The 12,030-nt window shown below is 72.4% G+C and carries 11 protein-coding genes; 4 read left to right on the forward strand and 7 right to left on the reverse strand.

What is annotated here, in order from left to right; translation table 11 throughout:
- Positions 1-67: 67 nt before the first annotated feature.
- Positions 68-547 (reverse strand): hypothetical protein, encoded by a 480-nt coding sequence (locus HUT19_RS05440; protein ID WP_176179345.1) that lies wholly within the window; start codon positions 545-547, stop codon positions 68-70.
- A 97-nt stretch (positions 548-644) separates the two neighbouring features.
- Positions 645-2,153, reverse strand: coding sequence for a cryptochrome/photolyase family protein (locus HUT19_RS05445; protein WP_176179346.1), 1,509 nt, complete (start codon positions 2,151-2,153; stop codon positions 645-647).
- A gap of 199 nt (positions 2,154-2,352) precedes the next feature.
- Between HUT19_RS05445 and HUT19_RS44185 the strand changes: the two genes are divergently transcribed.
- The 3 genes from HUT19_RS44185 to HUT19_RS05460 all read left to right on the forward strand — a co-directional run bounded on the left by HUT19_RS44185 (position 2,353) and on the right by HUT19_RS05460 (position 5,072).
- On the forward strand, positions 2,353-2,979 hold the full coding sequence (locus HUT19_RS44185; protein WP_368661742.1) for a helix-turn-helix domain-containing protein: 627 nt from the start codon (positions 2,353-2,355) through the stop codon (positions 2,977-2,979).
- Positions 2,980-3,226: 247 nt separating this feature from the next.
- Complete coding sequence (locus HUT19_RS05455) at positions 3,227-4,417, forward strand: ANTAR domain-containing protein (protein WP_176179348.1); 1,191 nt, start codon at positions 3,227-3,229, stop codon at positions 4,415-4,417.
- A gap of 82 nt (positions 4,418-4,499) precedes the next feature.
- Positions 4,500-5,072 (forward strand): hypothetical protein, encoded by a 573-nt coding sequence (locus tag HUT19_RS05460; protein WP_176179349.1) that lies wholly within the window; start codon positions 4,500-4,502, stop codon positions 5,070-5,072.
- Between the two features lie 18 nt (positions 5,073-5,090).
- On the opposite strand, the gene HUT19_RS05465 is transcribed toward HUT19_RS05460, so the two are convergent.
- Positions 5,091-5,324 (reverse strand): hypothetical protein, encoded by a 234-nt coding sequence (locus tag HUT19_RS05465; RefSeq protein ID WP_176179350.1) that lies wholly within the window; start codon positions 5,322-5,324, stop codon positions 5,091-5,093.
- Positions 5,325-5,793: 469 nt separating this feature from the next.
- Here HUT19_RS05465 and HUT19_RS05470 point away from each other — a divergent pair, with 469 nt between their 5' ends.
- Positions 5,794-7,116 carry a GAF domain-containing protein gene (locus HUT19_RS05470; RefSeq protein ID WP_176179351.1) on the forward strand — a complete coding sequence of 441 codons (1,323 nt, stop codon included), beginning with the start codon at positions 5,794-5,796 and terminating at the stop codon, positions 7,114-7,116.
- A 45-nt stretch (positions 7,117-7,161) separates the two neighbouring features.
- Here the strand turns inward: HUT19_RS05470 and aspA are convergent, their stop codons facing one another.
- The 4 genes from aspA to HUT19_RS05490 all read right to left on the reverse strand — a co-directional run bounded on the left by aspA (position 7,162) and on the right by HUT19_RS05490 (position 12,014).
- Entirely contained in the window at positions 7,162-8,565 is a 1,404-nt protein-coding gene (gene aspA, locus HUT19_RS05475) for an aspartate ammonia-lyase (protein WP_176179352.1), read from the reverse strand.
- Positions 8,566-8,616: 51 nt separating this feature from the next.
- Entirely contained in the window at positions 8,617-9,651 is a 1,035-nt protein-coding gene (locus tag HUT19_RS05480; protein ID WP_176179353.1) for an asparaginase, read from the reverse strand.
- 92 nt (positions 9,652-9,743) lie between these two features.
- Positions 9,744-11,186 carry an amino acid permease gene (locus tag HUT19_RS05485; protein ID WP_176179354.1) on the reverse strand — a complete coding sequence of 481 codons (1,443 nt, stop codon included), beginning with the start codon at positions 11,184-11,186 and terminating at the stop codon, positions 9,744-9,746.
- A 96-nt stretch (positions 11,187-11,282) separates the two neighbouring features.
- Positions 11,283-12,014, reverse strand: a complete 732-nt coding sequence (locus HUT19_RS05490) for a FadR/GntR family transcriptional regulator (RefSeq protein ID WP_176179355.1) — start codon at positions 12,012-12,014, stop codon at positions 11,283-11,285.
- Positions 12,015-12,030 lie beyond the last annotated feature (16 nt).

Raw genomic sequence — 12,030 nt, forward strand, 5'->3', positions numbered from 1 at the left:
CGCCCGAGGTGACGGGCGGCCGGTGCGCGGTGCACCGGCCGCCCCGTCGGCCACCGTCCGGCGTCCGTCACTCCGGCCAGCCGACCGTTCCGTTCCTGACCACGAGCGGCCGGGGGTCGAGGTCCTCCAGAAAACGCAGACATCCGACGTGGACGGCGCCGTCCTCGTCGGCGTGCATCGGGTCGGCCTTTCCGGCCAGCCAGGTCAGCAGCACTCCGACGGGGCCGAAGAGATCCGGATGCAGCTCCTGACGGGATGTCATGGCCCAGCCCCGCCGTCCTCCCCGTCCTTTCCGCCTGATCAGCTCGGAGGAGACCACACCGCCCACCCGCCACGCCGCGCCGTGCTGGCTCAGCAGCGCCTCCGGTTGGTCCTCCACCTGTGGCTCACCGGACTCGTCCGCCACCACGACCGGGAACGAGCTCAGGATGCTCAGCCGCTCCGGCTGGGGACCGAGGCCCAGATGCCATCGGAGCTCGGCGATCTCCTCCTCGGACAGGTCGTCACACAGATCCATGGCCAGGGTCAGTTCGTACACGTCGCTCACGGAACGCACGCTACAAGGTGACACCGACAACGGCGCCGCTCACTGCCCGGGGCCGTAGAACGCGAGGGTGCTGCGGAGCCGGGGCGGCTCATGGCCCTCACGGCGGGGCGTCGCCCCGCGCCGCGGCCTTCTCCAGCACCTCCGGCAGGTCCGCCAGCCGGTCCAGCCCCCGGACCGCCCTGGCCACGCGGTGGTTGCGGGACAGCCGTTCGCGGTGGCGGTGCAGAAAGGCCCAGTAGCCGGTGGTGTACGGGCAGGCCCGTTCCCCGGTGCGCTCCTGGGGGCGGTAGGCACAGGGTCCGCACAGGTCGCTCATCCTGTTGAGGTACGCCCCGCCGGAGGTGTACGGCTTGGTCGTCATCAGTCCGCCGTCGGCGTACTGCGACATCCCGACGACATTGGGCAGCATGACCCAGTCGTACCCGTCCACGAAGCAGCGGTGGAACCAGTCGGTGACGGCCGCGGGGTCCCAGCCGTCCTGGAGCGCACGGCTGCCGAGCACCATCAGCCGGGGGATGTGATGGGTCCATCCGGTGTCCCTGACCTGGGCCAGCACGGTGGACAGACAGCGGGCGGCCACCGCCTCCGCGTCCAGTTCCAGGAACCAGACGGGCAGCGGCGCGGTGTGCCCGAGGGCGTTGCGGCTCCGGTAGTCCTCGCCGAAGTGCCAGTACAGGTGCCACACGTACTCCCGCCATCCCGCGATCTGCCGGATGAACCCCTCGACGCTGTTCAACGGCGCGGCGCCGTCCCGCCACGCCCGCTCCGCCCGGTCCACACATTCGGCCGGGTGCAGCAGTCCGAGGTTGAGCGGCGCGGAGAGCAGGCTGTGGCACATGACGGGGTCGGCCGCGAGCATGGCGTCCTCGTGCGGCCCGAAGCCCGGCAGCCGGTGGGTGATGAAGTGGCGCAGCGACGCCAGCGCCTCGCGGCGGGTGGCGGGGAACCCGCGGGGTCCGTCGCGGCCGACGAAGGCGACGGTGCCGTCGCGTTCCCAGCGGTCCAGGTCATGGCGCACCCGCTCGTCGATCTCGTCCTCGGTCGGCCGCCAGGGGGCGGGGGCGCCGAGGGTGCGGGCCGTGCGGGGCGGGGGTTCACGGTTGTCCTGGTCGAGGTTCCAGCGGCCGCCCGCGGGTGCGTCGCCGTCCATGAGCAGGTCGTGTCCGGTGCGCACCCAGCGGTAGAAGTCCTCCATCCGCATCCGGCCGCGGGCGTGTGCCGCGGCCCAGTCGGCGAAGTCGGTGTGGCTGACCAGGAAGCCGCGGGCGGGCAGCACCTCGACGGCGGGGAGCGAGCGGACCAGCTCCAGCGCCCGGCGGGAGGTGGGGTGGCAGACGGTGACGCGGTCGCGGCCGACGGCTTCGGCCAGTCCCTCCCGGTAGGTGTCGGCCTGGACGTAGACCACCCGGTCGCCGAGTTCGGCCGCCCGGTGGCGCATGGCGGAGAGCAGCAGATGGGCCTTGGCCCGGTGGAAGCGGCGGCGGCGCAGCACCGAGCGGGCCTCGATCATCACCAGTGGGGCCCGGGTGTCGGGGCCGTTGTGGCGGGGGTCGGGGAAATGCGGCCCGAGCTGATCGCCGAAGAGCCAGTGCGGACGTGCTGCCATTCGGCTCAGGCTAGGCGCGCGCCCCGGTTCGGCCATGGCGGCGCGCGCGGAGGGCACCGGGTGCCGAGTAAGGATTTCTGAGTTCTCGCTTCAGCATCTTGTACTGGCCGTTCAGCCGTCTCCACGGTGACGCGCCATAAAACCCGCCGTGGAACACGGACTTCCCGCCCGGCCGTCCTCCGGGAGCGAGGACGAATCCGTGGGCGAGCGGCTGCGCACCCTGCGCAAGGCCCGCCGTCTCACGCTCAAGGCCGTCGCCGGGTCCGCCGGGATCGGCGAGGGCTGTCTGAACCAGACGGAGCGCGGCCGGGCCAACCCCAGCATCGCCACGCTCCAGCAGATCTCCGCCGCGCTCGGGCTCGAGGTGGCCGATCTGTTCGGCGACGACTTCACCAGCGGGCCGAGTGTGCTGCGGGCCGATGAGGCGCCACCGCTGGCCCTCGGGGTGCTCGGGATGTCGTTGAGGTGGTTGAGGTGGTTGGCCACCGAGCGCCGCACATACTCCGACGGGTCCGGTACAGCGCGTCGGGGAGGGGCAGGGTGGCCTCGGGCCGGGCGAAGGCGCCGGCTACCCCGGAAAGGGGCAGTGGCAAGGCAATCGAGTACCGACACCTCCCTGCGGCCCGACGACGAGGACGCCTTCCGCAGGCGCTCCGGTCGGTCCAGAAGCGTTCACGGCTCCCGGTCGTCTTCGGCGGCCAGGTCTGCGAGGGCGCCCTTCGGCTGTCGCAGTTCGCCGGGGTGCGGACGGCGGCGCCGCGCGGGCTCGGCCTCACGGTGCGCCGTTCCATGCGGTCCATGCCGCGACGGCCGATGGCAGCAATGACAACTTCCCCACCTTTTCCGCCATGGCATACCGCGTGATGATCGCCACAGTGGTGTGCGGACGGTGGGCCCGCGCCCCGTCGGCGTACCCGGGTCCACCGGAAGGGGACGTCCTCCGCACCCCCTCTCCCGGCGTCCACCCGTCCGGGCGGGCGTTGACTCCCGGTGCCCGGCCCGACCATGGTGGGCGAATCCCGGGGTGGCGTCCCCATGAGAATCCCCGAGGGAACGAGGCTGAGATGTACCAGATGAGTGGTCCCGAGAGACCGGTGCGTCCGGACGGCGACCTGGACCGACCGGACCATCCGCTGTTCTCCGCGGTCCTGCGGGCCGGGCTGGAAGCGCGGACCGGCACGGTGGTCGTGGACCTGTCCCGGGTGCAGACGATCACGGCGGACGGTATGCGCGGACTGCTCGACTGTGTGCGTTCGCTCCACGAGACCGGCGGCAGACTGTTCCTGGCCGCCGCCCCCGAGGCCGTGGCGCAGCTGCTGCGGCTGACGCTCGTCGAGACCGGCGTCCAGATCTTCGCCACCGTGGCCGAGGCCCAGCGGGCTGCGCCGAAAGCCGCGGCGGCCGTGGGGGCCGAGACGGCCGACGCCCCGAAGACCGAACTGGAGCGGCTGCGCCGGGAGACGGCGGATCTGCGCGGAAAGCTGCGCTCGCATCCGCTGATCGCCCAGGCGCAGGGCATCCTCCTGGAGCGCTACCGGCTGGACGGCCCGGAGCCGGCGTTCACCCTTCTGAAGGAAAGCTCACAGGCGCACAACGTCAAACTGCGCACCCTGGCCGCTGCGCTCGTGAACGTGCCGCGGCCCGAACCCGGCAGTGCGCTGTGGTTCCCGGACCGGGTCCGCCGCCCGGCGCCCGCACTGCCACTGCTGCCGGAGCTGGAGACCGGCGGCACCAACCGGGGCGCCGTGGTGAAGCGGGTGCTGCACCAGGCAATGGAGACGGTGGGCTCCGGGATGGGGGACCTCCAGCTCGTCGACCCGGCACGGCGGCTGCGGATGGAACAGCACCACGGCTTCGACCAGGAGTTCGTGGACTTCTTCGCCGTGGTCGGCGAGGGCGAGACGCCCTGCGCCCAGGCGGCCGAACGCGCCCGCCACGTCATGTCGGACATCGCCACCGACCGGGTGTTCTCCGACGCGGCCCGCACCCTCATCCTCTCCACGGGCTCCCGCACCGTGCACAGCTTCCCGATGACCGGCGGTACGGGCCGGGTCGTCGGCGTGTTCTCCCTCCATGTGGCGCAGGCCGGCCGGAGCCTGACCGCGGGCGAGGAGCGGATCCTCACCCATCTCGCCGGGCAGAGCGGCGCCTGGCTGGAGTGGCACGAGGGCACCGTCGTCCGTGACGCCCTCGAACATCTGCATCAGCGGGCCACCCGCGACCGCGGTACGCCGTCCGCCGCCTCCGGCCCCCCGCACGGGTGAGCATGGCCTTGGTCCCCGGTCCGGCCGGGTATTCCTGGACGCGAACGGGTTCCTCGGGGCCCCGGCGTTCGGGAGGACGATCATGGCGGTACCGGCCCTGGCCCGCTCCGGCAGCGCCTCGGCGCCGCGGATGCTCCAGATCTATCTCAACGACCACCTGGCCGGTGCCACGGCCGGTGTCGGGCTCGCCCGCCGGATGTCCCGTGAGCACCGGCACACGGCGTACAGCGGTGAGCTGACGAGGCTCAAGGCGGAGGTCGCACACGACCGCAAGGCGCTGCTGTGGTGCATGGCCGTGCTCGATGTGCCCATCCGCCGCTACAAGGTCTACGGCGCGTGGGCGGGCGAACGGATCACCCGGCTCCGGCCCCGCGGCCGGACGCGCCGCCGCTCCGGGCTGAACACGGTGCTGGAGCTGGAGGCGATGCGGCTGGGCGTGGAGGGCAAGGCCCTCCTGTGGCGCACCCTGCTCGCCACCGCCGTCCACGACTCCCGCCTGGAGACCGGCCGCCTCGCGGAACTGCTGGACGCGGCGGGGCGGCAGCTCACAACCCTGGACTCGCTCCACGCCCGCGCCGTCTCGGCACTCGTCTCCCCCGGCACCCCGGAACCCCACCCCGAGGCGGCACCCACGGCCGAGCCGCCGTCCAACTGAAGACCGTCAAAGGGCGGTTCAAGGCCCGCTGCCAGGGGTGCCCGTGGGCTGGGGCGGCGGTGTGGGCGCGGCCGGTTCGCGGGCTTGCGGGGGGTGTGCGTAGCGCATCGCGGCCGGACTTCCCGCGCCCTGCCGCCACAGCCTGCTGAGCTCGGCGTTGGCCGTGCGCTCGGCGGCGCGGTCGTCGGGCAGCGGCAGCTGAAGTGCGGTCAGCAGGTCGAAGCGGTGCAGATCGAAGGCGACGGCCAGCACCTCCCCCGGCGGGCCGCACCACCTCGAATCCGGCCTGGGCGAGCAGGACTTCGGCCTGGGCGGTGCCGAGGCGGCGGGCCAGCCCCTTGCCGAAGCGGCCGCACCAGACCGAGCGTGCCCGTTCGGCCGCGAGTCCGGCCAGGCTCGGTGAGACGAGTTCGATCGGAGAGGCGGTGGGGGTCGCCACGGACATGTGCTCTCAGCAGCCGGATCGCTCCCGTCCGCCGGTCCGGTCACCCATCCGGACGATCTTGCGGACCGCCCGGGGCCGGTTCCGCCCGCCGCGGCCCGCACCGGGGCCGGATCCGGCTCGCGCACGGTGCCTTCGGGGGTGGCGGCCACCTTACAATCACCGGGAGAACGAAGCCCTGTTCAGCACGGATGTGAGGCTGCACCATGGCACCCGGCGCCCGGCGGACACGCCGCCCGCCACCGTGGCGGGCCGCGGTGTAACGAAAGGCCGCAACCCATGCGAATCCAGCACCCGCGCCACGCCGATCCCTTGGCCGCGCTGAGTCCGGCCGAATCGGCCCGTCTGATGGCGGTCATGCGTGACACCGCGCTGAGCCGCGGTCGGCTCCCGCTGCCCGCGCGCCCGGTGATCGGGCAGTCCTGGGACCGGATGCTGCGGCTGGGACTCGATCCGGACCGCGGGGGCGCTCCGCGTCCGTTGAGCCTGGACGAACTGGAGCTGCGGCGGCGGCAGACCCGGCTGACCGATGTGCTGCCCACCCTGCACAGCGGGCTGCTGGAGGCGGCGGAGGCGGCGGGTCATCTGATGATCATCGCTGATGCCGAGGGGCGGATCCTGTGGATCGACGGCCATCGCGGCATCCGCCGGCACGCCGACGGCATCGCGCTGGTCGAGGGGTCTCAGTGGGCCGAGGAAGTCGCCGGAACGACCGGGGTCGGCACCGCGCTCGCCGTCCGCGCCCCGGTCCGGGTGCACTCGGCGGAGCACTTCGTCCACGCCTTCCACACCTGGAGCTGCGCCGCCGCGCCGGTGCGCGACCCGCGGGACGGGCGGCTGCTGGGCGTCATCGACATCAGCGGACCGGCCTCCACCGCCCATCCGACCGTGCTCTCCCTGGTCACCGCGACCGCCCGGTGGGCCGAGGGCGAACTGCGGCTGGCCCACAGCCGGGAGCTGGACCGGCTGCGCGCGATCGCAGCGCCGGTCCTCGCCCGGATCCGGGACAAGGCCGTCGCTGTCGATCCGCACGGCTGGGTCGCCGGGGTCACCGGGGTGAACCCCCAGGACCGCCGGCTGCTGCTGCCCAAGGCGGCGGACGGACCGGTGTGGCTGCCCGCGCTGGGCACCTGCACGGTCGAACCGCTCCCGGGCGGGTATCTGTTGCGGGTCCTGGAGGGCGAGTACGGCGAGGACGGGGCCCCCGCCGCGGCCGGCCGACTGCTGCTGGACGTGCGCCATCCGCACCACTGGTCGCTGACCTTCTCGGGCCCCGCGGGCGCCTGGACCCATCAGCTGGGCGCCCGCCACGCCGAAGTGCTGCTGGTGCTGGCCGCCCACCCCGAGGGGCGTACGGCGGCGCAGCTCGCCCTGGACCTGTTCGGCGATCCGACGCGCACGGTGACCGTACGGGCCGCGATGTCCCGGCTGCGCCAGCGGCTGGGGGCGGTGCTGGCGCACCGCCCGTACCGCATCGCCGACGGGATCCGGCTGGAGGTGACCCGGCCGGACCGGCCCCGGGACCTGCTGCCGCTGAGCGCGGCCCCGGCGGTGGTCCGGCTGCGGGAGGCGCCGGGGGCGACACCGGCCGGGCGGGAGTGACACCGGACCGGAGGCCACCGTGGCCCTCCCCCGCCCGGCACCGTCTCAGCGCTGTCCGGCGACCTCCTCCGGGCGCAGCACGGCGGCGAGGCGTTCCGGCGGCAGCAGGCCCTTCTCCAGCACGAGTTCGGCGACGCCGCGGCCGGTGGCCAGGGCTTCCCTGGCGATGCTGGTGGCCGCGCTGTAGCCGATGTGCGGGTTGAGCGCGGTGACCAGGCCGATGGAGTTCTCGACGGTCGCGCGCAGCTGTGCGGTGTTGGCGGTGATACCCGCGACGCAGCGCTCGGCGAGGACCAGGCAGGCCGCACGCAGATGGGTGATGCTCTCCGAGAGGGAATGCAGGATGATCGGTTCGAAGGCGTTGAGCTGGAGCTGGCCGGCCTCGGCGGCCATGGTGATGGCCACGTCGTTGCCGATCACCTCGAAGGCGACCTGGTTGACGACCTCGGGGATGACCGGGTTGACCTTGCCGGGCATGATGCTGGAACCCGCCTGCATCGGGGGGAGGTTGATCTCGCCCAGTCCGGCGCGCGGCCCGGAGGAGAGCAGCCGCAGATCGTTGCAGCTCTTGGAGAGCTTGACCGCGATGCGCTTGAGGACACCGGACAGCTGGACGAAGGCGCCGCAGTCCTGGGTGGCCTCCACCAGGTTGGCGGCGGTGACCAGCGGCAGTCCCGTGATGGCCTCGAGATGGCCGCGGGCGGCCTCGGCGTAGCCCGCGGGCGCGTTGAGGCCGGTGCCGATCGCGGTCGCGCCGAGGTTGATCTCGTGCACCAGTCCGGCGGCCTCCAGCAGCCGGCTCTGGTCCTCCTCCAGCATCACGGCGTAGGCGGAGAACTCCTGGCCGAGGGTCATCGGCACCGCGTCCTGCAACTGGGTGCGGCCCATCTTGAGGATGTCGCGGAACTCCTCGGCCTTGGCGGCGAACGCCTCGCGCAACGTCTCCATGGCGGCGTGGAGTTCACGCACCGCGATGATGGTGGCCACCTTGACGGCGGTCGGGTAGACGTCGTTGGTGGACTGGCTGAGGTTGACGTCCTCGTTGGGGTGGAGACGGCCGTAGTCGCCCTTGGCGTGGCCGAGGAGCTCCAGGGCCCGGTTGGCAATCACCTCGTTGGCGTTCATGTTGGTCGAGGTGCCGGCGCCGCCCTGGATCACATCGACGGTGAACTGGTCGTGCAGCCGCCCCCGGCGTATCTCCTCGCACGCGGCGGCGATGGCATCGGCCTTGGCCGGGGTGAGCAGTCCGAGGTCCTCGTTGGCGCGGGCCGCGGCCTCCTTGACCGCGGCCAGGGCGCTGACCAGGTGCGGATAGGCGGCGATCGGGGTGCCGGTGATGGGGAAGTTCTCCGAGGCGCGCAGGGTGTGGATGCCCCAGTACGCGTCGGCGGGGACCTCGCGGTCGCCGAGCAGATCGTGTTCGCGGCGGTGGCCGACGGTGGAGGTCATGGCTGTACGTGCTTCCTTGTGTCGCGGAGGAGCGGGTGGCGGAGGGGCGGGTCAGACGGCGGGCGGGGCGAGGGTGTCGACGGCGGCAAGCCGGCCGACGGTGGCACCGCCGCCGATCACCGGGGCGGTGGCGAACTCGGCGAGCAGCTCGGGGCCGACGCCGCAGCGGGCGAGGAGTGCGGCGGTGACCGGCATCCGGGCCCGGTCGGCGCCGTCGGAGATCTTCACGGCGACGGCGTGCCCGTCGGGCAACGCGGCCATCTGGACGCCCTCGAAGCCGTCCTTGGCGATCAGTCCGGGAACGGCGCGCATCAGCCGGGCGACATCGCGTCCGGTGCCGGAGAGCATCTCGGGGTGGGCGCGCAGGGCGGCCGCGACCCGGCCCTCGGGGGTGTCCGGGGCGGCGGTGGCGATCCGCGCGGCGGCCCGTGCCAGTCCGTGCAGGGATATGGAGAACAGCGGTGCGCCGCAGCCGTCGACCGTGACCCGGGCGACCCGCTGTCCGGTCAGGTCCTCCACGGTCTCGGCGATCAGCTGCTGGAGGGGGTGGGCCGGATCGAGGTATCCCTCCAGCGGCCAGTCGTTGAGGCGGGCGGTCAGCAGCATCGCCGCGTGCTTGCCGGAGCAGTTCTGGGCGAGCCGGGTGGGCCCGTGTCCGGCGCGCAGCCATGCCTCGCGCTCGGCCGCGCCGTAGGGCAGATCGGGGACGTTGCGCAGCGCGTCCTCGGTCAGTCCGGCCCGCTCCAGGATCTGCCGCGCCCCCTTCTGGTGGCCCTCCTGCCCGGAGTGGCTGGCGGCGGTGAGCGCGAGCAGTTCGCCGTCCAGCGGCAGTCCGGCCCGCGTCAGGGCGACGGCCTGGACGGGCTTGAGCGCGGAGCGCGGATAGAACGCCACCTCGATGTCGCCGGTCGCGCACACCGCGCCGCCGTCGGGCCCCAGGACCACCGCCGAGCCGTGGTGCACGCCCTCGATGACCCCGCCGCGTACGACGTGCGCCAGCGGCACATGGCGGGGCGCACGGACGGCGGGGGGCTCGGCGGGGGTACGGCGGGCGGCGTCGGTCGGCAGCCCGAGTGAGGTGGTCATCACGGTGCTTTCGTGGTCGGAGGGGTGGGTGACGGGAGGCTCCCCGGCCGGGTGATCCCGGCCGGGGAGTCGCGGATCCTGAGGGGGACGGTTCATCGGGGGTTGCGCATCCGGGCGCGTACCGCGAACCAGCCGATGACCAGGGCCGCCACGATCGCCGGTAGCGACATGACGGTGATCCGGCTGGGTCCGCCGTCCGCCCACATCAGGACCAGGACGGTGGCGAGGAAGCCCAGGGTGACGATCTCGGTGTACGGGGAGCCGGGCAGCCGGTAGCCGGGCCGGGTCAGCTGACCGGTCTGGGTGCGCCGCCAGAAGAGCAGATGGCAGAGCATGATCATGCCCCAGGTCGAGAGGATGCCGAGCGCGGCGAAGTTGAGCACGATCTCGAACGCGTCGCTGGGCACCACGTAGTTGAGGCCGACGCCCAGTACGCAGAAGAAGGAGGTGAGGAGGATGCCGCCGTAGGGGACATGGGTACGGCTCATCGCACCGGTGAACGTGGGCGCGGAGCCGGACATGGCCATCGAGCGCAGGATCCGGCCGGTGGAGTAGAGACCGGAGTTGAGGCTGGACATGGCGGCGGTGAGCACCACGAGGTTCATCACTCCGCCGGCCGCCGGTACGCCCAGCTTGGACAGGACGGTGACGAACGGGCTCTCGTCGGCGGAGTAGGAGCCGGAGGGCATCAGCAGGGAGAGCAGCACCACGGAGCCGACGTAGAACAGGGCGACCCGCCACATGATGGAGTTGATCGCCTTGGGCATGACCTTCTCCGGGTTCTCGGTCTCGCCCGCGGCGACGCCCACGAGTTCGACGGAGGCGTAGGCGAAGACCACGCCCTGGATGACCAGCAGCATCGGGAGCGCACCGTGCGGGAACACCCCGCCGTGCTCGGTGATCAGGCTGGGTCCTGTGCTGTGACCGGCCACCTGCTCGCGGGTGACCAGCAGGAAGATCCCGATCGCCATGAAGACGACCAGTGCGCCGACCTTGATGATGGCGAACCAGAACTCCAGCTCACCGAAGATCTTCACGGAGATGAGGTTGACCGAGAGCACCACGGCGAGCGCGATGAGGGCGATCACCCACTGGGGTATGTCGGTGAACATGCCCCAGTAGTGGGTGTAGGTGGCGACGGCCGTGATGTCGGCGATCCCCGTGGTGGCCCAGTTGAGGAAGTACATCCACCCGGCGACGAAGGCGCCCTTCTCCCCGAGGAATTCCCGGGCGTAGGAGACGAAGGCACCGGAGGACGGCCGGTGCAGCACCAGCTCCCCCAGGGCCCGCACCACCAGGAAGGCGAAGATGCCGCAGACCGCGTAGGCCACGGCGAGCGACGGTCCGGCGTCCTTGAGCCGACCGCCGGCGCCGAGGAAGAGCCCGGTGCCGATGGCGCCGCCGATGGCGATCATGTTGACGTGCCGGGCCTTGAGGGACTTGCTGTAACCGATGTCTCCAGCGTCGATGTGCCGCGGGGGCGGCTCGGTGGGGGTCTGGTGGCGTACTTCCTGCCGGAGGGACTGCTCGCTCACGCCTGCTGTCCGCCTTCCGTTTGGTGCGCTTGGTGCGTTCGGTACGTGGTGCCTTCGGTACGTGACGGGGCTCGGGGACCGGGGGCTTGGGGGGGCTTACGGTGCGTCCGGGGCCGTGGGGCCGTCCGCCGCGGCGGGCCGCACGATGGAGGTCAGGGTGGTCTCGACCCGTTCGAGGTGGTGGGCCATGGCCTCCACCGCGTCGTGTTCGGAGCCGTCGGTGAGCGCCTCGACGATCGCCCGGTGTTCCCGGTTCGACTGCTCGCGGCGGCCGCCGAGTTCGTTCAGGAACGCCGACTGCCGGGCCAGGGCGTCGCGGATCTCCTCGATGACCCTGCGGAAGACCGGGTTGCGGGCCGCCTGGGCCACGGCGAGGTGGAAGAGGGTGTCCATGGCCACCCAGGCGGTGGTGTCGGTCTCCCGCTCCATCCGCTCCAGCAGATGGGAGAGGTGGTCGAGGTCCTCGGCGGAGCGGCGCAGCGCCGCGTATCCGGCCACCGGGATCTCGATGTGGCGGCGTACCTCCATCAGGTCGCTGGCGGCGTAGTCACCGAAGGTGGGGTCCTCCACCGGGCCGCTGGAGATGACGAAGGTGCCCTTGCCGGTGCGCGAGGCGGTGAGGCCCATGGTCTGGAGGGCCCGCAGGGCCTCGCGGAGCACCGGACGGCTCACTTCCAGGCGCCGGCACAGCTCCGCCTCGGAGGGGAGTTTGTCCCCCACCGCGTAGTCACCGCGCTCGATGGCGCTCCGGAGGTGGGCGAGCACCGCTTCCATCGCGCTGACTCGACGGAGCGGGCTCCCGCCTGTCTGGCTGTCTGACAAGTTCACGGGCCGATCCTCGATC

This window comes from Streptomyces sp. NA02950, assembly GCF_013364155.1.
Classification (GTDB): Bacteria; Actinomycetota; Actinomycetes; order Streptomycetales; family Streptomycetaceae; genus Streptomyces.